Annotated in this window: 18 protein-coding genes and 4 tRNA genes; 12 read left to right on the plus strand and 10 right to left on the minus strand. The window is 72.0% G+C overall.

All coding sequences use genetic code 11. The features are described from left to right. Window positions 1–2: 2 nt before the first annotated feature. On the minus strand, window positions 3–776 hold the full coding sequence (gene pcaH, locus ACWCQ1_RS32865) for a protocatechuate 3,4-dioxygenase subunit beta (RefSeq protein WP_133042039.1): 774 nt from the start codon (window positions 774–776) through the stop codon (window positions 3–5). Window positions 777–966: 190 nt separating this feature from the next. On the opposite strand from pcaH, the gene ACWCQ1_RS32870 reads away from it, so the two are divergent. After that, the gene (locus ACWCQ1_RS32870) at window positions 967–1431 is read left to right on the plus strand and encodes a MarR family winged helix-turn-helix transcriptional regulator (protein WP_358596878.1); all 465 of its coding nucleotides are present in this window, start codon (window positions 967–969) and stop codon (window positions 1429–1431) included. Between the two features lie 14 nt (window positions 1432–1445). On the opposite strand, the gene ACWCQ1_RS32875 is transcribed toward ACWCQ1_RS32870, so the two are convergent. Next, window positions 1446–2414: a DUF3048 domain-containing protein gene (locus ACWCQ1_RS32875; protein WP_451028064.1), complete on the minus strand. Its 969-nt coding sequence runs from the start codon at window positions 2412–2414 to the stop codon at window positions 1446–1448. A 252-nt stretch (window positions 2415–2666) separates the two neighbouring features. On the opposite strand from ACWCQ1_RS32875, the gene ACWCQ1_RS32880 reads away from it, so the two are divergent. Next, window positions 2667–3857: a zinc-dependent alcohol dehydrogenase gene (locus tag ACWCQ1_RS32880; RefSeq protein ID WP_133042041.1), complete on the plus strand. Its 1191-nt coding sequence runs from the start codon at window positions 2667–2669 to the stop codon at window positions 3855–3857. A gap of 19 nt (window positions 3858–3876) precedes the next feature. On the opposite strand, the gene ACWCQ1_RS32885 is transcribed toward ACWCQ1_RS32880, so the two are convergent. Continuing rightward, complete coding sequence (locus ACWCQ1_RS32885; RefSeq protein ID WP_451028030.1) at window positions 3877–4947, minus strand: ATP-dependent DNA ligase; 1071 nt, start codon at window positions 4945–4947, stop codon at window positions 3877–3879. Between the two features lie 74 nt (window positions 4948–5021). Between ACWCQ1_RS32885 and ligD the strand changes: the two genes are divergently transcribed. The 3 genes from ligD (at window position 5022) to ACWCQ1_RS32900 (ending at window position 8183) form a co-directional block, all read left to right on the plus strand. Beyond that, entirely contained in the window at window positions 5022–6047 is a 1026-nt protein-coding gene (ligD, locus tag ACWCQ1_RS32890) for a non-homologous end-joining DNA ligase (protein ID WP_451028031.1), read from the plus strand. 38 nt (window positions 6048–6085) lie between these two features. Beyond that, window positions 6086–7021, plus strand: coding sequence for an ornithine cyclodeaminase family protein (locus tag ACWCQ1_RS32895; RefSeq protein WP_358596886.1), 936 nt, complete (start codon window positions 6086–6088; stop codon window positions 7019–7021). A 124-nt stretch (window positions 7022–7145) separates the two neighbouring features. Beyond that, window positions 7146–8183 (plus strand): LacI family DNA-binding transcriptional regulator, encoded by a 1038-nt coding sequence (locus tag ACWCQ1_RS32900; protein WP_358596888.1) that lies wholly within the window; start codon window positions 7146–7148, stop codon window positions 8181–8183. Window positions 8184–8221: 38 nt separating this feature from the next. On the opposite strand, the gene ACWCQ1_RS32905 is transcribed toward ACWCQ1_RS32900, so the two are convergent. Next, window positions 8222–9007, minus strand: a complete 786-nt coding sequence (locus ACWCQ1_RS32905) for a VOC family protein (RefSeq protein WP_358597401.1) — start codon at window positions 9005–9007, stop codon at window positions 8222–8224. 271 nt (window positions 9008–9278) lie between these two features. On the opposite strand from ACWCQ1_RS32905, the gene ACWCQ1_RS32910 reads away from it, so the two are divergent. The 6 genes from ACWCQ1_RS32910 to ACWCQ1_RS32935 all read left to right on the plus strand — a co-directional run bounded on the left by ACWCQ1_RS32910 (window position 9279) and on the right by ACWCQ1_RS32935 (window position 12717). After that, entirely contained in the window at window positions 9279–9527 is a 249-nt protein-coding gene (locus tag ACWCQ1_RS32910) for a WhiB family transcriptional regulator (RefSeq protein ID WP_207929668.1), read from the plus strand. 39 nt (window positions 9528–9566) lie between these two features. After that, a tRNA-Gly gene (locus ACWCQ1_RS32915) sits at window positions 9567–9641 on the plus strand. A 9-nt stretch (window positions 9642–9650) separates the two neighbouring features. After that, window positions 9651–9722 (plus strand) — tRNA-Asp (locus tag ACWCQ1_RS32920). Window positions 9723–10078: 356 nt separating this feature from the next. Continuing rightward, a tRNA-Ala gene (locus ACWCQ1_RS32925) sits at window positions 10079–10140 on the plus strand. Window positions 10141–10168: 28 nt separating this feature from the next. Next, complete coding sequence (locus ACWCQ1_RS32930) at window positions 10169–11503, plus strand: SDR family NAD(P)-dependent oxidoreductase (RefSeq protein WP_451028032.1); 1335 nt, start codon at window positions 10169–10171, stop codon at window positions 11501–11503. Continuing rightward, complete coding sequence (locus ACWCQ1_RS32935) at window positions 11500–12717, plus strand: ribonuclease inhibitor (RefSeq protein WP_451028033.1); 1218 nt, start codon at window positions 11500–11502, stop codon at window positions 12715–12717. The genes ACWCQ1_RS32930 and ACWCQ1_RS32935 overlap by 4 nt, the downstream gene beginning before the upstream one ends. Window positions 12718–12722: 5 nt before the next feature. Here ACWCQ1_RS32935 and ACWCQ1_RS32940 read toward each other — a convergent pair whose 3' ends face one another. Then, window positions 12723–14546: an AAA family ATPase gene (locus ACWCQ1_RS32940; RefSeq protein WP_451028034.1), complete on the minus strand. Its 1824-nt coding sequence runs from the start codon at window positions 14544–14546 to the stop codon at window positions 12723–12725. A 7-nt stretch (window positions 14547–14553) separates the two neighbouring features. Next, window positions 14554–15957 carry a DUF2201 family putative metallopeptidase gene (locus ACWCQ1_RS32945; protein WP_451028035.1) on the minus strand — a complete coding sequence of 468 codons (1404 nt, stop codon included), beginning with the start codon at window positions 15955–15957 and terminating at the stop codon, window positions 14554–14556. Between the two features lie 90 nt (window positions 15958–16047). Here ACWCQ1_RS32945 and ACWCQ1_RS32950 point away from each other — a divergent pair. Continuing rightward, a tRNA-Trp gene (locus tag ACWCQ1_RS32950) sits at window positions 16048–16123 on the plus strand. A 15-nt stretch (window positions 16124–16138) separates the two neighbouring features. Here the strand turns inward: ACWCQ1_RS32950 and ACWCQ1_RS32955 are convergent. The 4 genes from ACWCQ1_RS32955 to ACWCQ1_RS32970 form a co-directional block, all read right to left on the minus strand. Then, a complete protein-coding gene (locus ACWCQ1_RS32955; RefSeq protein ID WP_451028036.1) occupies window positions 16139–16975 on the minus strand; it encodes a hypothetical protein in 837 nt (278 codons plus the stop codon). A gap of 64 nt (window positions 16976–17039) precedes the next feature. Continuing rightward, the gene (locus ACWCQ1_RS32960; RefSeq protein WP_133042050.1) at window positions 17040–18014 is read right to left on the minus strand and encodes an acyl-ACP desaturase; all 975 of its coding nucleotides are present in this window, start codon (window positions 18012–18014) and stop codon (window positions 17040–17042) included. 224 nt (window positions 18015–18238) lie between these two features. Further along, window positions 18239–19015, minus strand: coding sequence for a dimethylargininase (gene ddaH, locus ACWCQ1_RS32965; protein WP_133042051.1), 777 nt, complete (start codon window positions 19013–19015; stop codon window positions 18239–18241). A 97-nt stretch (window positions 19016–19112) separates the two neighbouring features. Continuing rightward, complete coding sequence (locus ACWCQ1_RS32970) at window positions 19113–20753, minus strand: ABC-F family ATP-binding cassette domain-containing protein (RefSeq protein WP_451028037.1); 1641 nt, start codon at window positions 20751–20753, stop codon at window positions 19113–19115. Window positions 20754–20989 lie beyond the last annotated feature (236 nt).

Below are 20989 nucleotides of genomic sequence, written 5' to 3' on the forward strand. Positions count from 1 at the left end.
GGTCAGCGCCCTTCCTCGAGCCAGGTGGCGTTCGGCCCGTCCAGCACGATGTCCCAGTGGTAGCCCATCGAGAACTCCGGCACGGACAGGTCGTGGTCGTAGGTGGCCACCAGCCGCTGCCGCGCCGCGTCGTCCGTCACCGACTGGATGATCGGGTCGTACGGGAAGAGCGGGTCGGCCGGGAAGTACATCTGCGTCACCAGCCGCTGGGTGAACGCCGTGCCGAACATGGAGAAGTGGATGTGGGCCGGCCGCCAGGCGTTGAGGTGGTTGCGCCAGGGGTAGGGGCCGGGCTGGATGGTGGTGAAGTGGTAGCGGCCCTCGGCGTCCGTGATCGTACGGCCGACACCGGTGAAGTTCGGGTCCAGCGGGGCGTCGTGCTGCTCACGCTGATGGGCGTAGCGGCCGGCCGAGTTGGCCTGCCAGATCTCGATGAGCTGGCCGCGCACGGGCTTCCCGGCCCGGTCCAGCAGCCGGCCCGAGACCGTGATGCGCTCGCCGACCGGCTCACCCGTGTGCTGCCGGGTGAGGTCGTTGTCGATGGCGCCGAGGTCCCGCTCGCCGAAGGCGGGGGAGTGCAGCTCCACCAGCTCCGGGTCCTTGCTGACGTCGATGGCGACCAGCGGCTGCTTGGGGTGGCGCAGCACCGAGGAGCGGTACGGCGCGTAGTCGCGGCGCGGATGGTGCTCGACGGGGGCGCCGTCGGCGACTCGCTTCTCGTACGCGGCGTGCTCGGCCGCGATCTCCTGGTCGATGTCGTGCTGGGTGAGAGTCATGGCGGCTTCCCCGGTAATTAATCAGGGCACTGAGTATTTTGGTGAAGTTTCCTTCACGCTGCCACCCGAGCCGTCCGGCGTCAAGACCCCGCAGAACAACAAGGTCAAACAGGGGAGCGCAGGCTGAAGACAGGGCAATGGCCGCCAGGTATCGTTCAGTGCACCAACGAATTCGACGGGGGGAGCGCACATGGCAGCGGTGGACCTCGCCACCCACCCCGGGCATCTGGCCCGGCGCCTGCAGCAGGCCCACTACCTGCTGTGGAACACGATGGTCTCGGAGGAGATCACCTCGCCCCAGTTCGCGGTGCTCAACGCGCTCGTCGCCGAGCCGGGCCTGGACCAGCGCACGGTGGGGGAGCGGGTGGGACTCGACCGGTCCACGATCGCCGAGGTGATCAGCCGGCTCGGCAGGCGCGGCCTGCTGGACAAGGTGCGCGACCCGCGGGACGGCCGCCGGTTCCTGCTGCGGCTGACGGAGGACGGGGTGCGCACCCACCGCAAGCTGACCGTGCGCACCGCCCGGATGAACCAGGTCTTCCTCGCCCCGCTGTCGGCCGCCGAGCAGACGGTGTTCTTCGAGCTGATCCAGCGGGTCGCGGACGCGGCCGAGGGGCTCCGCAACCCCGCGGAGCCCCTGGTGGCGCAGGGCTGAGCGCGTGGGGCCGATCAGGACGCCTTCGCGAAGACGACCCAGACCTGGCCCTTGGCGAAGTCGACGGGCCTGCCGTCGTTCGTCGTGAAGTCCGTGCCGTCCGTGGCCTTGGCGCGCTTCCAGTCGACATCGTAGGCCTTGCCGTCGCGCAGCACCTTCGCCCGGCCCGAGCCGACCGTGTCGGTGAAGGGCGTGTTGTTGCCGAGGAAGTCGTGGAAGCGGGACTTGCGCATCGTCACGTACTGCACGACGACCGTCGCCGGGGCCACCGGCTGCCCGTCGGTCGTCCTGCTGGGCCTGCCGTCCATCGCGACCAGCCAGCCGTGGCGGCTCGCGGACCAGGTGAAGGTGAAGCGGGCGGCGGGATAGCGCACGGTGAGTGAGGTGTCCGGTCGTCCGCCGTCCGGTGCGGGGCCGTAGCGGAAGCCGTTGGTCAGCGCGCCGGGGCCGGGGGCGGTGCGCATCAGACGGGCCGGGCGCAGATAGAGGTTGTGCGGTGCGGCCCGGTCGCTGCCGCGGAAGTAGGCGTCGGACGCCTTCTCCGGCGGCTCGGCCTTCAGCGGGGCCTTGGCGATCAGCGGCAGCAGCTTGTGCTGTGCCCCGGAGAAGGCGAGCGTCGGATGGTCGTACTGGCGCAGCAGTTCCAGATCGGACTCGCGGGCGCTGCGCACCGGGCCGACGGCCTTGGGCAGGGTGCTCGCGTACACCGCCATCAGCCGGCTCAGTCCGCCCTCGACCTGCTCGACGTAGACGACGTCGGCCTGCCGCAGCCCGGTGTGGGGACGGGCGTCGGGGGCGTTGTCGATCTTGACGGCGAGGACGTGGCCGTGGCTGGTGGCGCTCCTGGTCGGGGTCGGGGTCGGGGAGGTCGGGACGGGGCTCGGTGGCTTGGTGCGGCCGCGGCCGTCGTCCGAGGGGTGCGACTGTGCGCAGCCCGCCGCGAGCGCTGCGGTTGCCGTGGCGGCCAGCAGGGCCACCGTCATCGAGGCGTGCCGTCTGCGCGCCCGCCGTTGCGATCTGCCCACTGTGGCCCCACATCCCGTGTCAGTGATTGTGCGTTTATAGGTTCATTGGTGGCCATACCCGCTCGCTTCTGGTTGCGCGCGTTTGAATACCCCGAATGATTCCGAACGACCCCGATGGGCGTACAGGGCGGCGCTTCGGCGCGGAGGGGCCGGGGTACTCGGGCCGTCCATGCCACCGGACACCCCGACGCGACGGAGGGAGCCCACGCGATGAAGGCTGTGACCTGGCAGGGCAAGCGGGACGTGCGGGTGGAGGACGTGCCCGATCCGAAGATCCAGGAGCCGACCGACGCGATCATCCGCATCACGTCCTCCGGTCTGTGCGGCTCCGATCTGCATCTGTACGAGGTGCTCACCCCGTTCATGACACCGGGCGACATCCTCGGACACGAACCGATGGGCATCGTCGAGGAGGTCGGACCCGGGGTACCGGACCTGGCCGCGGGCGACCGGGTGGTGGTGCCGTTCCAGATCGCCTGCGGCAACTGCTGGATGTGCCTGACCGGGCTGCCCACCCAGTGCGAGACCACCCAGGTCACCAGCGAGGGCATGGGTGCCGCGCTGTTCGGCTACACCCGGCTCTACGGCGCCGTCCCGGGCGCCCAGGCCGAGTACCTGCGGGTCCCGCAGGCCCAGTTCGGGCCGATCAAGGTCCCCGAGGGCCCGCCCGACGACCGCTTCGTCTACCTCTCCGACGTGCTGCCCACCGCCTGGCAGGCGGTCGAGTACGCGAGCATCCCCGACGGCGGCAGCGTCGCCGTGCTCGGCCTCGGACCGATCGGCGACATGGCCTGCCGGGTGGCCCGGGTACGCGGCGCCGGGCAGGTCTTCGGCGTGGACCTGGTCAGCGAACGACTGCGCAGGGCACGGGCCAGGGGCGTGGAGACGTACGACCTGAGGCACTTCGACAACGAGAAGGAACTGGTCGAGGCGATCCGGGCCGAGACCGACGGCCGCGGCCCCGACGCCGTGATCGACGCCGTCGGCACCGAGGCCCACGGCAGCGCCGCCGCCCGGCTCGCCCAGCAGGCCTCTGCGATGCTGCCGCGCAAGATCAGCGGACCGTTCGCCGAACGCTTCAGCGTCGACCGGCTCGCCGCGCTCCACACCGCGATCGAGCTGGTCCGCCGCGGCGGCACCATCTCGCTGACCGGCGTCTACGGCGGGACGGCCGACCCGATGCCGATGCTCACCCTCTTCGACAAGCAGATCCAGATGCGCATGGGGCAGGCCAACGTGCGCCGCTGGAGCGACGAGATCATGCCGTATCTGACGGACGAGGACGAGCTCGGCGTCGACGAGTTCGCCACCCACCGGGTGCCGCTCTCGGACGCCCCGCACGCGTACGAGATGTTCCAGAAGAAGCAGGACGGCGCCGTCAAGGTGCTGATGACGCCATGACTCCCCCGGGGGAGCGGACTCAGCCGGGGGAGCCGAGGATCTCGTCCAGGTCATAGCGCACCGGCTCCTCCAACTGCGCGTAGGTGCAGCTCTCCGGCACACGGTCCGGCCGCCAGCGGCGGAACCGGGCCGTGTGGCGGAAGCGCGCCCCGTTCTCCATGTGGTCGTACGCCACCTCGGCCACCCGCTCCGGCCGCAGCGGCACCCATGACAGGTCCTTCTTGCCCGACCAGCGGCTCGGCGCCCCCGGCAGCCGGGCCGTCTCGTGCGCCGCCTCGTCCGACCAGGCCGCCCACGGGTGCCCCGCCACGTCGTCCATCCGCAGCGGCTCCAGCTCCTCGACCAGTTCGGCGCGCCGCTTCATGGCGAACGCGGCCGACACGCCCACGTGCTGCAGCCGGCCCCCGTCGTCGTACAGCCCGAGCAGCAGTGAGCCGACGACCGGGCCGCTCTTGTGGAAGCGGTAGCCCGCGACGACGACGTCCGCGGTGCGCTCGTGCTTGATCTTGAACATCACCCGCTCGTCCTGGCGGTAGCGCAGGGTGAGCGGCTTGGCGATGACCCCGTCGAGGCCGGCCCCCTCGTACTCCTCGAACCAGCCCCGCGCCACCTCGATGTCGGTCGTCGCGGGCGCGAGATGGACCGGCGCGGTGACCCCCGCCAGCGCCCGGGTCAGCAACGCCCGCCGTTCGGTCAGCTCCACGCCCGTCAGCGCCTCGTCCGCCAGCGCCAGCAGGTCGAAGGCGACGAAGGAGGCCGGGGTCTTCTCGGCGAGCATCCGCACCCGGGAGTCGGCCGGGTGGATGCGCTCGGTCAGCGCGTCGAAGTCGAGCCGCCCCTCCCGGGCGATCACGATCTCGCCGTCCAGCACGCACCGCCCCGGCACCCGGTCCTTCAGCGCCGCCACCAGCTCGGGAAAGTACCTGGTCAGCGGCTTTCCGGTACGGCTGCCGAGCTCGACCTCGTCGCCGTCGCGGAACACGATCGCCCGGAAGCCGTCCCACTTGGCCTCGTACTGCATGCCCGGCGGGATCTTCGCCACCGACTTGGCGAGCATCGGCTTCACGGGCGGCATCACGGGCAGATCCATGATTCCGATTCTGCGCGCATACGGCGGCTCTCGCCCGGTGTGCGCGGTGTGCGCGGTGCGCCTACCGTGGCCGCATGGGCGAAGCGGTGGAACTTCAGGCGGGCGGCCGCACGATCCGGCTCTCCAGCCCGGACAAGATCTTCTTTCCCGAGCGCGGTTTCACCAAGCTGGACCTCGCCCGGTACTACGTCGCCGTCGGCCCCGGCATCCTGCGCGCCCTGCGCGACCGGCCCACCACCCTGGAGCGCTATCCCGAGGGCGTGACCGGCGAGTCCTTCTTCCAGAAGCGGGCTCCGAAGAACATGCCCGACTGGATCCCGACCGCCCACATCACCTTCCCCAGCGGCCGCAGCGCCGACGAGATGTGCCCCACCGAGGAGGCCGCCGTGCTGTGGGCCGCCCAGTTCGGCACCCTCACCTTCCACCCCTGGCCGGTCCGCCGCGACGACGTCGACCGCCCCGACGAGCTCCGCATCGACCTCGACCCGCAGCCCGGCACCGACTACGACGACGCCGTCCGCGCCGCCCACGAACTGCGCGCCGTCCTCGACGAGTTCGGCGGGCTGAAGGGCTTCCCGAAGACCTCCGGCGGACGCGGACTGCACGTCTTCGTGCCGATCGAGCCGCGCTGGACCTTCACCCAGGTACGCCGTGCCGCCATCGCCGTGGGCCGGGAGATGGAACGCCGGATGCCGGACCACGTGACGATCAAGTGGTGGAAGGAGGAGCGGGGCGAGAAGATCTTCATCGACTACAACCAGACCGCCCGCGACCGCACCATCGCCTCCGCCTACTCCGTACGGCCCCGCCCGCACGCCCCCGTGTCGGCGCCCCTGCGCTGGGACGAGGTCGGGGTCGCGCATCCGCGGGACTTCGACATCGCGTCCATGCCCGCGCGCTTCGCCGAACTCGGCGACGTGCACGCCGACATGGACGACCACCGCTACTCCCTGGAGGCGCTGCTGGAACTGGCGCGCCGGGACGAGCACGAGCACGGGCTCGGCGATCTGCCGTACCCGCCCGAGTACCCCAAGATGCCGGGCGAGCCCAAGCGGGTACAGCCGAGCCGGGCGAGGAAGGACGGGCCCGCGGGTGCCTGAGGCGCTCTCGCGCGGACCCGTTGACCGATCATGGACGGGTGACGCTTCTCCTGACCCACGGTGACCTGCGGGCCCTCCTGGACGTCGACGACTGTCTCGACGCGCTGCGGGAGGGTTTCCGTACGGCGGGCGCCGTGCCGGTGGCCGGGCTGCGGGTGCGGGCCGATCTGCCGTTCCCGGGGACGGCCACCGCCCTGCTTCCCGGCCTGCTGCCCGGCGTCGAGGCGTACACGGTGAAGGTCAACGCCAAGTTCCCCGGCGCGCGGCCCGCCCTGCGCGGGGTGATCTGCCTGCACAGCGGCGCGGACGGTGAACTGCTCGCCCTGCTGGACTCCGCCACGGTGACGGCCTGGCGCACCGGGCTGGCGGCGGCCCTGGGGACGCATCTCCTCGCCGGGCGCGGCGAGGTGACGGGGGTGGTCGGAGCGGGCGCGCAGGCGGAGTTGGTCCTGAGGGGGCTGGTGGCGCTGCGGGGCCCGGGCGCCCTCGTCGTCCACGACACGGACGGCGGGCGGGCAAAGGAGTTCGCCGCGCGGCACGGGGGACGGGTGCTGGGGTCGGCGGCGGAGGTCGCCGCTGCCGCCGATGTGGTGGTGCTGGCGACCTGGTCGCGGGAGCCGTTGCTCGGGACGGGCGAGACGAGGGCCGGGCAGCACTTCACGAGCCTGGGCGTGGACGAGCCGGGCAAGCGGGAGCTGGCGGCGGATCTCCTGGAGGCGGCGCTGCTCGTCGTCGACGACAGGGAACTGGCCTCGCAGACCGGCGTGTTGGCGTCCTCCGGCCTTCCTGACACGGCTGTCGCGGCGACACTGGGCGAGGTGATTCGCGGAGAGCACCCCGGCCGGGGAAGCGTCGAGGAGCGGACCGTGTACGCGCCGGTGGGGCTGCCCTGGCAGGACCTGGCGCTGGCGTGGACGGCGTACCGGCGGGCCGAGCGGGAGGGGGCCGGGCGGCGGATCGATCTGCTGGCGTGAGACCGGATCCCCGTGATTCGTCGTCCTCTGGCGTGATGCCGGGCCGCCGCGATCCGAGAGCGCTCTCACCGGGCCGTCCCACCGGAGCTATCCTGATCCGCACCCGCCGATGAGGAGCCTCGAAGTGACCGACACAGCGCCGCGTCCCACCCTGGAGGCCGTGGCCGCCCGGGCCGGGGTGTCGCGGGCCACCGCCTCCCGGGTGGTCAACGGCGGGGACGGGGTCAGGGAGCCGCTCGTCGCCCGGGTGCGCCGGGCCGTCGAGGAACTCGGCTATGTGCCCAACCAGGCCGCCCGCAGTCTGGTCACCAAGCGGCACGACGCGGTCGCCGTGGTCATCGCCGAACCGGAGACCCGCGTCTTCGCGGACCCCTTCTTCGCCCTGCAGCTCCGCGGCATCAGCAAGGAGTTGACCGCCCACGACAACCAGCTGGTCCTGCTGCTGACGGAGGGCCGCGACGACCACGCCCGCGTCGGCCGCTACCTCGCCGGCGGCCATGTCGACGGCGCGCTGGTCTTCTCGCTGCACCTCGACGACCCGCTGCCGGGACTGATCCACCACGCGGGGGTGCCGACCGTGTTCGGCGGGCGACCCGGCTGGAGCGACGGGCGCGGTGGTGCGGTGTACGTCGACAGCGACAACCGGGGCGGTGCCCGCGAGGCCGTACGTCACCTCGCCGGCCTCGGCCGCACCCGGATCGCGCACATCACCGGCCCCCTCGACCAGACCTCGGCGGCGGACCGGCTGGACGGCTTCCGGGACGTCATGGGCGACATCGATCCGGGGCTGGTCGTGGAGAGCGACTTCACCCCGGCCGGCGGGGAACGGGCGATGCGCCGGCTGCTGGACCGGCATCCCGACGTGGATGCCGTGTTCACGGCGAACGACCTCACCGCCGCCGGTGCCCTGCGGGTGCTGCGCGAGCGGGGGCGGCGGGTGCCCGAGGACGTGGCCGTGATCGGGTTCGACGACATGGTGGCGGTCGCCGAGCAGACCGATCCGCCGCTGACGACGGTGCGTCAGGACATCGAGGAGATGGGGCGGCTGATGGCGCGGCTGCTGTTGCGCCGGCTCGGGCACAAGGGCGTCGAGACGGACGGCGCGGGCACGCCGTCCAGTGTCGTACTGCCGACGACACTGGTACGGCGAGCCTCGGCCTAGGCGCTCCCGTCGGAGGACCGTTTCTTGACCCGCCCCCCTTACCCCTGCGGCGGTGCGCTCTTGATGACGGCGAAACGGGCGCCGTACGGGTCGGCGAGCTTGGCGAAGCGGCCCACGCCCTCGATGTCCGTGGCGGGCAGGCGGACCGTGCCGCCGAGTCGCTCGGCCTCGGCGACCGTGGCGTCCGTGTCGGCGACCTCGAAGTACGGCAGCCAGTAGGCGCTGTCCTCGGACGGGTCGTCGGCCAGCGGCACGAGCCCGCCGAACATCGAGTCCTCGCCGCCCCCGGCGGGGTTGAACGTGGTGTACGTGCCGCCCGGGAAGGGCACCGCCGCCGTCTCCAGGCCGAGCGTCTCGTGGTAGAACCAGGCCGCCGCCGCGATGTCCGGGGTGTACAGCTCGACCCAGGACAGGGAACCGGTCTCGTTCGCCCGGTCGATGCCCTTGGTGCGCCCCGGCTGCCAGATGCCGAACGGCACGCTCGCCTTGTCGGCGAGGATCGCCATGTGCCCCTCGCCCATGACGTCCATGGGCTGCATCAGGACGCTGCCGTGCGCCTGCTCGGCGGCCTTGGCCGTGGCCTCGGCGTCCGCGCTCTGGAAGTAGACGGTCCAGGAGGGCGGGCCCTGCTCGGGCGTGGTCTGCATGCCGCCGGCCACGGTCTTCCCGTCCAGCTGGAAGAAGCCGTAACCGCCGGCGTCCGGTCCCGCCGACCGGAACGTCCAGCCGAACAGACCGCCGTAGAAGGAAGTGGCGCCGTCGATGTCGGAGGTACCGACGTCGATCCAGTTGGGAGCGCCGTTGACGAAACGGGTGGTGAGCATCATCGCCCTCCTCGGAAGGGTCCCGTTCTCTGTTCTGCCGAGTCTCGCACCGCCCACTGACAACGCGCTGCCGGAGCCACGCCAAGGACCGGAGCGGAGTGAGGGATGACCGTGGGTCACCGTGCGGGACCGCACGGTTTCCGGGTCGTTCCGCGCGCCGCCGTGCGCCGCGTGGTGCGCACACGTCACCATCGGGTGGCCGGAGGCCGTGAACGGCGTCGTTGATCCCGCGTTGATCGAACGTTTTTCGCCGCCCGGCACGATCCCGTCCATGCACATCGACACCATCATCCCGGCCGACCTCGACTGGCACGCCCAGGCGCTGTGCGCGCAGACCGGGGCGGACTTCTTCTTCCCCGAGCCGGGCAGCTCGGTACGCGAGGCGAAGCGCATCTGCGGCATGTGCGAGATGCGCCCGGCCTGCCTGGAGTACGCCCTGCGCAACGACGAGCGGTTCGGTGTCTGGGGCGGGCTGTCGGAGAAGGAGCGGCTGGAGCTCAGGCGGCACGGAAACCGGTGAGCTGCCGGGGCGGGGGACCGGCTACGATCCGGGGGCGCACCCGGGCGTAGCGCAGAGGCAGGCGCACTCGCCTTGCCCAGGCGGAAGACATCGGTTCGAATCCGGTCCCCGGGCTGCGTACGGGGCCCCGTAGAGCAGAGGCAGACTCGCCACCTTGTCAGGGTGGATACGCCGGTTCGAATCCGGCCGGGGCCGCGACCGCACAGGGGGCGGTAGCGCAGTGGCAGGCGCACCTTCATCGGGATTCCTCCGTGGATACCCCCGCCTTCAGGCAGGGGAGGAAACGGACTCCTGCGGAGCAGGGCAGGGACAGCCGATTCGCCACCGGGGCGGAGCGGGGTTCGCCGCCAACTACCCTCGGGTAAGTGGTAGTTTGTTTGGCGTCCGGTCGGCGATAACCAAGCTGGCCGGGCCTACCGCCGGGCTGGCGGGATGTCAGGTCTGTGGAGCTGGCGTAAGACTGCTGGGCGTACCCACGTCCCTTGCCGTTAGTTCGGGGCAGCTGCTGTCTGGGAAGCAGAAAGCTCAACCCGTGAGGGGAGAATCTCCCTGCTTCAGCTGGGGGAGAAGTCAAGGCATGAAGGACACGCCGGTTCGAATCCGGTCCGCCCCACGGCACGGCACGAACGGGGGCGGGACCCATGGACGACGGCGCGGCGATCGGCGACGAGGAGCTGGCCGCCTTCCACCGCACGGTCGGCAGGCTGCGCGAGCTGCCCGTCGACGACCCCGTACGCCTGCGTGCCGAGCAGGTCGCCGCGTCCTTCGCCCGCGACGGACGGCTGCGGCGCCGCAAGGCGCGCGGCGCCGAGACCTCCGCCGCCGACGCCGAGACGATGGCGGCGACCGCGACCGGCGCCCGCGACCGGCGCGAGGACGCGCCCCTGGCCGTCCCCGGCGACGCCGGCCGCTTCCGCAAGCCCCGCAGCTGCTACGTCTGCAAATCGCCCTATCGACAGGTCGACGCCTTCTACCACCGGCTCTGCCCCCGCTGCGCCGCGGACAACACGGCCCGCCGGGGCCTGTCCACCGATCTGAGCGGGCGCCGCGCGCTGCTCACCGGCGGCCGGGTGAAGATCGGCTTCCAGCTGGCCCTGATGATGCTGCGCGACGGCGCGGAGCTGCTGGTCACGAGCCGCTTCCCGCACGACACCGTGCGCCGCTTCCGGGCCGAGCCGGGCAGCGCGAAGTGGCTCGACCGGCTGACCGTCCTCGCCGTCGACCTGCGTGACCCACGTCAAGTACTGGGCCTGTGCGAGGAGTTGCGGCAGGAGGGCGAGCCGCTGGACATCCTCGTCAACAACGCCGCCCAGACGGTGCGCCGACCGCCCGAGTCGTACGCGCTGCTGGCCGGGGACGAGTACGACGCGTTGCCCGAGGGGGCCAGACGGGCGCCGGGCTTCACGCCGATGCGGGCGCTGACGGGCGGCGCGGCGTCGCTGCCGGCCGCCCTGCGCGAGGCCGACGAGGCGGGCCTGCTGCCCGACCCGTCCCCGGACAACTCCTGGTCCGCCCGGCTCGGCGCGCTCGACCCGGCCGAGGTCCTGGAGACGCAGCTGGTCAACGCCCTCGCCCCGGCACTGCTGTGCGACCGCCTGCTGCCCCTGCTGCTCGCCTCGCCGCACCCGCGCCGCTACGTCGTCAACGTGACGGCCGTCGAGGGCCGTTTCGCGGTCCGCAACAAGATGGCCGGCCACCCGCACACCAACATGGCCAAGGCCGCCCTCAACATGCTCACCCGCACCGGCGCCGCCGAACTCGCGGAGCAGGGCGTGCACATGTGCTCCGTCGACACCGGCTGGATCACCGACGAGAACCCGGCCCCGAAGAAGCGGCGCATGGCCGACGCGGGTTTCCGCACGCCGCTGGACGTCGTGGACGGGGCGGCGCGGGTGTACGACCCGATCGTGCGCGGCGAGGCGGGCGATCCCGTGTCGGGCGTGTTCCTGAAGGACTACCGGGAGGCGGAGTGGTGAGCGATGGACCCGAGGACCTCCTGGAGGAGGGCGAGGACGCGGCGTCCGCCGGTTTCGCCGGAGTGCCGTCCGTCGTGCCCCGCCCGGCCGCCGAACTGGCCCCGCTGCTCGACTGGTTGCGCGCCGGCCGCCCCGCCGGTGAGCGGCTGGACTTCACCGCGGGCACGGCGCTGCCCGACGGGCGCCTCGACCTGTGCAAGCAGGGGCTGGGCGCGGAGGGCGCCGCCCTGGTCGCCGACGCGCTCGCCCAGGGGGCTTCGCCGGTACAGCATCTGCTGCTCGGGACCGACGGGCTGGGCGACGACGGGGCGGCCGCCGTGGCCGGTTCGGGTACCGGCGTCGAGACGCTCTACCTCGGCTGCAACCAGATCACCGAGGGCGGCGCCTGCCGGATCGCCGACCAGCTGCGAGCCTCGCCGCAGGTCGTCACCGGGGTGTGGCTCAAGCGCAATCCACTGGGCGCGGGGGGCGGCCGGGCGGCGGCCGAACTCATCGACGCCGCACGGTCCTTGCGCACCCTCGACCTCGTCCAGACCGGCCTGGACGCGACGGGCGCCGCCGTTCTCGCGGACGCCCTGCTGGCCGCGGCGGGCAACGGCCGCCGGATCGAGCGGCTCTTCGTCGGCGGCAACCCGCTGGGAGAGGCCGGAGCACGGCCGCTCGCCGAACCGATCAGGGCGGGCGCGATCGACGAACTGTACGTGTCCGCCGCCCGGTTGGGCGACGGCGGGGCGGTCTGCCTCGCCGAGGCCCTGGAAGCGGCGCCGCACGGACGGCTCACCCGTCTGTCCGTCGCGAGCAACGGCATCGGCCCCTCGGCGGCGGCCCGGCTGGTGACGGCGGCGACCGCCGCCGGGGTGCGGCTGCTGGACCTCGGCCGGGTACGGGCGGCCGCGGTGCTCGGCGCGGCGGACAACCACCTCGACCTCGCCGCCGCCCAGTCCGTCGCCGACGCCCTCGCGGACACCCCCGGCCATCGGCTGACCCATCTGGTCCTCAGCCACACCGGCATGCGCAGCCGCGAGGCCCACCGCCTCCTGGACACCGCCCCGCGCGCCACCACGGCCACCCGTTTCGTCCTGGGCCGGGGCGTCGCCGCCAGCGTCAAGCGCCGGCTGGACGCCCTCAGCGCCCATGTCCCGCCGCCGTCGGTCCCGGCGGACGTGGCGGCCGTACGCAGCGTGCACCGCACCCCGCCGCCGGCCCGCGGCTGACGGCGTCACCGCCGCATCGCCATGAACACCTCCGTCCAGAAGCGCTGCTGGGGCACGGACGCCCCCACCAGATAGGTGGCCCGCAGCTTCGCAGGCAGCAGGGCCACCAGACGGGTCACCACGCCCCGGTGCTTCTTGAGCTGGGACAGCTCGGCGTTGGCGAGGATCTGGTGGACCAGGTCGCTGTCGTCGCCGCCCTCCGTGGAGTGGCCGGCGGCGCGGCGCAGTCGTGCCTCCCACAGCTCCGCGTCGCGGGCGAGCTCGCGCAGGCCCGTCACCGGGCGGCCCTTGAAACGGTCGATCAGCGCGGTGAGCGGCACCGGCGCGTACTCGCCGTCGCCGAGGTAGACCGTGCCCATCTCCAGCGGAAGACCGCGCCGGTGCAGCTTGATCAGCCGCTCCAGGGTGCGCTTGGTGATCCACGCCCGTCCGTCGTCGTCGATGTCGTGCTTCCACCACTCCAGGACCGTCTCGGCGTCCGTGCCGTAACGGGCCAGCAGCCACTCGTTGGCCGGGATGTCCTCCGGCTCCACCTGAAGCGAGGCCGTGAAACGGGTCGCCTGGGCGATGTTGTTGCGCGACACCAGCATCTTGCGGCCCAGATGGTACGGCGGGTTCTGCACCGCGATCTGAGCGCGCAGGTTCTCGATCCGCCGGCCCGCCAGCGACCACTCCTGGGTGATCTCCATGAGTTTGGCGAAGGCGGCCTTGTCCTTGGGCCGGTTGTACTCGTCCCACACGATCGCCTTGGGCTCGGGCCCGGTGAACTTGGCGGCCAGCAGGTTGTCGAGCGTGCCGTCGGCGGAGGGGATCGGCGCGCACAGGTCCTCGACGTTCGTCACCGGCAGTGAGAAGTACAGCGCGTCACGGCCCAGCCCCGCCCGCACCGTCTCCCGTACCAGCTCCGTCTTCCCGCAGCCCGGCGGCCCCTGCAGCAGGACCGTCCAGCGGTTGCGCAGCGCCGCCCGCACCACCTGGCGCACCGGGTCGGGGACCGTCGCCGGGTTGGGCACGCCAAGCGCCTCGGCGACACGGTCCAGGATCTCGGCCGTACGGTTCTGGCCGGGTCTGCCGTCCGGGCCCGGCTCGGCCAGCCGTAGCCGCTCCCCGTCGACCAGGGGCAGACCCCAGCGCAGCGGGAAGCCCTCCCTGGCGTTCGCCAGGACGTGGTCCAGGGTGCGCGGGGACAGCAGCTCGCGCAGCGCGGGGGACAGGGACGCCCACAGCGAGAACACCGGACGCAGGTCCCAGCCGCGGTACTTGGCCGACAGGTGCCGCCGCCACGCGGTGTCGTTGGCCGTGATCCGCAGCGTCACCATGCGGTCCAGGAGCGCGAGGTCGCTGCGCCGGGCGGAGGTCTCGGCCAGCGACTCGTTGTCGGTGAGGAAGACGCCGACGCAGCCCAGGGCGCGCAGATCGTGCTCGCCGAGCGTCCAGTTGCAGGCGATCTGCATCAGCTGCGACTGGATCGTCTCGCCCGCCTGCAGGGAGTCGTCGATGAGCAGCACGAAGGGCCGCCCCGGCTTGAGCTGGCTCATCACGAGCTGCCGCAGCACCAGTTCGCCGGTGTGCGGGTCACGCACCGGTGCGTTGACGAGCAGGTCGTCCGGGGTCAGGTTCGCCGCCGGGACGTACACCAGGCTCGTGTCCGGATACGCGCGGGCGATGTGCGAGAAGAACGTCGCTGTCTTGCCGATGCCGTGCTCGCCGAAGACCTGCCCCGTCTGCTCCATGTCGATCATCGCGTCGATGAAGGCCTCGAGGCGCGAGACCTCCCCGGGCCCGCGCCCGTCCGCGGCCGTCCCTGACGGCCGTGCCTCGGTGGTCATCCGTCCCTCACCTCGATCCGGTCGTGACGCGATGGCAGTCCATCGCCGGGTCGTGCGTCTCGGGCCACTCGCTGCCGCCCTCCGTGATCAGCCAGATCCATTTGTCCGGCTCGGCGGGCGTGATCGGCTGGGCGTATCCGTCGGTGAGCATCACGACGGCGTCCGGGGTGACGTCGAACCGTCGCCCGTTCACCTCCGTGCGCCCCTCCACGTAGTCGGCGACGGCCTGGAAGCTGGTGCCGCCTCCGCCGTGGACCCGCTCGCCGGGTCTGAACGGCATCACCTGCCCGTCGAAGGACAGCCAGTGCGCCTCGACCCCGTCGATCCGCCCCACCAGCCGGGTCAGCCACTCGACCACGTGGTCCGGCATCGAGCCCGAGGTGTCGTAGGCGATGACGAGCACCTTCTCCCGCACCGGGCCGCGCCGGGAGAGCATCGGGTCCTGGCCCAGCGCGGCGAGCAGCGCGCCCCGCTTCTTCGGGTACACCAGCCGCTCGCCGTCCCGGAGTTTGGAGCCCAGCACGTCGACCAGCCAGCGCTGCCACCAGTGGACCGTGCCCGTGCGGGTGGTCTCGCCGCGCAGCGCGCCCGCGCCGAGACTGCCCCAGATCCGCGCCGCCCGGGTGTTGCCGTCCTCGGTGCGGCCCATCAGGTCCAGCAGCTCCCGCTCCGCGCCCGCGTGCCCCCGCCGGGCCGCCAGCAGGGAGTTCAGCAGCGCGGAGGACGCCACCGCGTCGACGGTCTCCTGGTCGGTGGGGACGGCCCCGTCCAGCAGGTGCACGCACAGCCGGCGCTCGGGCACCGGCGGGCGGTGCATCCGCTTCAGCTCGCCGTACACCCGCATGTCGGTCTCGGTGAACGTGTCGTACGGCACCGGCTCCAGGCCGTGCGCCGTCAGGTCCGCGACGTACGCCTCGTACACCGCGCGCGGGTCGACGCCCGTGGGCCGGCCCGCCAGCAGCGGCAGGTCCCGCCGCCCGAGCCGGACCAGTGCCACATGGTTGATGGACACCTCGCAGGCCAGGCCGAAGACCGGGTCCGCGCGCAGCTCGGGGTCGGCGAACAGATGCCGCTGCACCAGATGACGTGCCTCGTGGAACAGCACGAACTTGACGCCGTCCAGGCCGAGTCCGGCGAAGAAGTCCGGGTTGTAGAGCAGCAGGCAGGAGCCGTCGCCGGAGGCCACCACGGCCGCCGTGTCGACGGCGGTGGTCGGGATCTGGTGATGGCACTTGGCGTACAGCCACGACGCCACCGCCGACTCCGTGAGCCCGAAGTCCAGCAGCGCGGCCTCCTTCAGCCGCCGCGCCTCCTCGATCACGGCCACGTCCGCCGGGCGGTACCGCTCCAGCGCCCTGCGGTCGGCCAGGTCGACCACGGGGACACGCCGCCCCCGCTCTCCGTACACCATGACGAGCCCCCCGTACCGGATCTCCCCCGTGCCTCATTGGTAGCAGCGCCCACTGACAACGGGCCAACGCATTACGCTCGGGCGGCAAGGGCGGGGCCGTAGCGCAGAGGCAGGCGCACCGGTCTCCAGAACCGGGACACGCTGGTTCGAATCCAGCCGCCCCGCCCCCTCCTGACGCGGGTCAGGCGATCGCTCCCGCCGTCATGATCAGTTCCGGAGCGGTCCCGTGGAACGTCCCGAGGAGCTGGGCCAGCACCGCCCAGGCCTCCTCGCGGCCGGCCAGGTGGTCGCGCACGAGCGGGCGCAGCGCGTCCTCCGCCTCGCCCACGCGCGCGGGGAACATCACGGGCCCGAGGGAGAGCACCTTCAGCACCTGCGCGGCGGGGCCGTGCGCCGTCGCGTACTCCCCGGGGCCGGTGAGGATCCCGGCCTCGCGGACGCGGTGGGTGAACTTGGCGTGGCTGCCGAACTGCGCGCGCAGGTCCGGCGGACAGTCCGGGCGCAGCGACAGCGCCCAGCGGGCGTACCCGGGCAGCGGCTGCTCGCGGTCGGCCTCGGTGACCGTCCGCCAGTCGCGGTGTCCGAGCACCATCGACGCCGCCTGTCTGGCGGGTTTCATGGCGGTGACGGCCCGCAGGGTCGCGACGAGTCCCCGCCCGGCGAAACCCTCCGGCTCCGGCGGTTCGTCCGCGTGCCGGAGCAGTGCGTCGTCCACGGGCAGGGTGTCCGTGCGGCCCGGCCCGAACGGGATACCGCGCAGAACCGCCCGGCGCATCGCCGGGTCGGCCCAGGCGTGCCCGTACACGACGGCGTTGAGCTCCGGGTCGTCCTGCTCCAGGATCCACAGCAGCACCGAGGCCGGGACCCAGGACTGCTTCAGGACGGCGTAGGTGATCCGGCGCTCCTCCGCGGCAGCCGCGGGCACGCCGATCCGCCGCCGTACCCCGGCGGCGTCCTCGGTGTCGATCAGGCGCAGCAGGAAGCCGACCGCCCGCTGTGTCGTGCCGCTGTCATGCATGGCCGCATGATGACGCAGACGATCGGCGCCCCGCACCGCAATTCGACGGCCGTGGCGGCCGTCGTCAGCCCGCCGCCCGCGCCGCCATCCGCGCCTTGCGCGCCGCCAGCTTCTCGTCGAACTTCGAGGCCTCCGCGTCGAGGCCGCCCATGAACATCCCGAGCTCCTCCTGCGCCTGGCGGCCCTCGCCGCCGAGGCCGTCGATGTCCAGGACCTTCAGGAAGCGCAGCACCGGCTGCAGGACGTCGTCGTGGTGGATGCGCAGGTTGTAGACCTCTCCGATCGCCATCTGCGCCGCCGCCCGCTCGAAGCCGGGGATGCCGTGGCCGGGCATGCGGAAGTTGACGACGACGTCCCGGACCGCCTGCATGGTCAGGTCGGGCGCGAGCTCGAACGCGGCCTTGAGGAGGTTGCGGTAGAAGACCATGTGCAGGTTCTCGTCGGTCGCGATACGGGCCAGCATCCGGTCGCAGACCGGGTCGCCGGACTGGTGGCCGGTGTTGCGGTGCGAGATGCGGGTCGCGAGCTCCTGGAAGGCGACGTAGGCCACCGAGTGCAGCATCGAGTGGCGGTTGTCCGACTCGAAGCCCTCGCTCATGTGGGCCATGCGGAACTGCTCGAGCTTGTCCGGGTCGACCGCGCGGGAGGCGAGCAGGTAGTCCCGCATCACGATGCCGTGCCGGCCCTCCTCGGCGGTCCAGCGGTGCACCCAGGTGCCCCAGGCGCCGTCGCGGCCGAAGAGCGAGGCGATCTCGTGGTGGTAGCTGGGCAGGTTGTCCTCGGTGAGGAGGTTCACCACGAGCGCGATGCGGCCGATCTCGGTGACGCTCGACTGCTCCTTGTCCCAGGCCTCGCCGTCCTCGAAGAGGCCGGGGAAGTTACGGGCGTCCGACCACGGCACGTACTCGTGCGGCATCCAGTCCTTGGCGACCTTCAGATGCCGGTTGAGCTCCTGCTCGACCACTTCCTCCAGGGCGTACAGCAGCCGGGCGTCGGTCCAGACGGCAGGGCTGCCGAGGTGCGGGGAAGTGATCGTCACGGGGACTCCAGGGGGACGGGCGACAACGGGCGATACAGGGGAATCACCGGCGAGCGGTGCCGGAACCTACGGAATCGTAGGCTACGAATCCGTAGGTTACGATTCCGTAGGTTAAGCGCGCTGTAAAGATTGCTGATCAGGCCCGTGTCAAACGGCATCCGGGAGTGTTCCGGGGAGTCCCAGGACCCGCAGGTCCGGGGCTCAAGGGGTGAGTCGTTCACCCGTCAGGCGTACAGCTCCCTGAGCCGGACCGAGAGGCATGTCACACAGCCTTCGAGCTTCTCGAACTCGCTGATGTCGACCAGAACGGGCTCGAAACCGAGGTCGGCCAGCAACTCGGCCGTCTTCGGCGCGCTCGCGGCCATCAGCAGCTTGCCGCCGCCGAGCAGCACCACATGGGAGCCGGCCTCCTCGGGCACCGACAGGAAACGCGGGAACAGCGAGGGCCGGTCGACCTTCGGGATGTGCCCGATGACCGTCCCGTCCGGCAGCGCGGTGACCGCCGACTTCAGGTGCAGCACCTTGCTCACCGGTACGGCGACGACCTGGGCGCCGAGCGGTTCGAAGGCGGCGCGCAGCTGCTGCACCCCGGCCGCGTTGGTGCGTCCGCCGCGGCCGACGTAGATCGTGTCGCCGATCTTCAGCACGTCACCGCCGTCCAGGGTGCCCGGGTCCCAGATCCAGTTCACCGAGCAGCCGAGGCGGGCCACGGCCTCCTCGACCCCCGTGGTCTCCTCGCGCCGCGACTCGGCGCCGGGCCGGGTGATCAGCGCCACGTTCTTGTACATGACGACCGTGTCCTCGACGAACACCGAGTCGGGGCAGTCGTCGGCCGGGTCCACCTCGACCGTCTCCCAGCCGTGCTCCCGCAGCGCCTCGACGTAGCCCTCCCACTGCTCCAGCGCGAGGTCCGTGTCGACCTTCTCCCGCTCGATGTGCGTCACCAGACCTTCGGCGAGGCGCGGGCTGGGGCGGCGGACGAGGGCCTTCTTGCTGGGCACGACGGGACTCCGTATCGGCGGGACAGTGGACCGGGCTCCGTACGGGACCCGGTCCGCCATCATGCAGGGCGGATCCGCGCAGACAAAACCCCCACGGTCAGGCTGTGCCCCTGTTGAGACCGGGCCGGCCCACCTCCTCCGGCGCCGTCTCCCGCAGCTCGCCGTCGAGCAGCAGCCACCTGGTGATCCCGATCGACTCCAGGAACGGCAGGTCGTGACTGGCCACGATCAGCGCCCCCTCGTACGACTCCAGGGCCGTGGTCAGCTGCCGGACGCTCGCCATGTCGAGGTTGTTCGTCGGCTCGTCGAGCATCAGCAGCTGCGGGGCCGGCTCGGCGAGCATCAGCGCCGCCAGGGCCGCCCGGAAGCGCTCGCCGCCGGACAGCGTCGCCGCCTTCTGGTCGGCCCGGGCGCCCCGGAACAGGAAGCGGGCAAGACGCGCCCGCACCCGGTTGTTGGTGGCCCCCGGCGCGAACCGGGCCACGTTCTCGGCGACCGTGAGCTCGTCGTCGAGCACGTCGAGCCGCTGCGGCAGGAAGCGGAGCGGCACCTGCGCGTGCGCCTCGCCCGACACGGGCGCGAGCTCACCGGCGATCGTGCGCAGCAGGGTCGTCTTGCCCGCGCCGTTGCGCCCGATCAGCGCGACCCGCTCCGGCCCGCGCAGATCGAGCCCGCCCGCCACGCGCGCGCCGTACGCGAGCTCCAGGTCCAGCAGGGTGAGCACGGTACGGCCCGGGGGGACGGCCGTGTACGGCAGGTCGACGCGGATCTCGTCGTCGTCCCGTACCGCCTCCACCGCCTCGTCGAGCCGTTCCCTCGCCTCGCTGAGCCGCTCCTCGTGCATGATGCGGTGCTTGCCCGCGGACTCCTGCGCCGCCCGCTTGCGCGCCCCCATGACGATCTTCGGCTCGCGCTTCTGGTCCCACATCTTCTGCCCGTACCTCTTGCGGCGGGCCAGTTTGACCTGGGCGTCGGCCAGTTCGCGTTTCTGCTTGCGGAAGTCGGCCTCGGCGACGCGCACCATCCGTTCGGCCGCCTCCTGTTCGATCGCCAGCGCCTCCTCGTAGGCGGAGAAGTTGCCGCCGTACCACGTGACCTCCCCGGAGCGCAGATCGGCGATCTGGTCGACGAGGTCGAGGAGTTCACGGTCGTGGCTGACCACCACCATGACCCCCGGCCAGGCGGACACGGCCGCGTACAGCCTCCGCCGCGCGTACAGGTCGAGGTTGTTGGTCGGCTCGTCGAGGAGCAGGACGTCCGGGCGGCGCAGCAGCAGGGCCGCGAGCCGCAGCAGCACCGACTCGCCGCCGGACACCTCGCCGATGGTGCGGTCCAACTGGATGTGCCCGAGCCCGAGTTCGCCCAGGGTGGCGAGCGCGCGCTCCTCCACGTCCCAGTCGTCGCCGACCGTCTCGAAGTGCTCCTCGGCCACGTCACCCGCCTCGATGGCGTGCAGCGCCGCCCGCCGCTCGGCGATGCCGAGCGCCTCGTCGACCCGCAGCCGGGTGTCGAGCGTGACGTTCTGCGGGAGGTACCCGACCTCGCCGGCGACGCGCACCAGGCCGTCGGCCGGGGTGAGCTGACCGGCGATCAGCTTCAACAGGGTCGATTTTCCGGACCCGTTGACGCCGACGAGCCCGGTCCGGCCGGGGCCGAAGGAGACGTCCAGGCCCTCGAAGACGGGGCTGCCGTCGGGCCAGGCGAAGGAGAGGGACGTGACAGTGATGGAAGCAGACATACAGGACCTCGCGGTTGCTCGATGCGGTCAGGGGCAAACGCGTATCGAGACACCGGCGACCACGGACGGCCGAAAGAGCCCTGCAAGGGAGGGGGCATGAAGAAAGCCCTGCTCCGTCGGGGACGGCTCACCTGCCGAGGTCGCACACAGCACACACCAGTGGTGGGTGACACGGTGTCTCAGGACCTCAGAGGAGCAACGTCCTTCTCCGATCGACGGCAACAGAACCGTCATAC

It is taken from the genome of Streptomyces sp. NPDC002144, assembly GCF_053593695.1.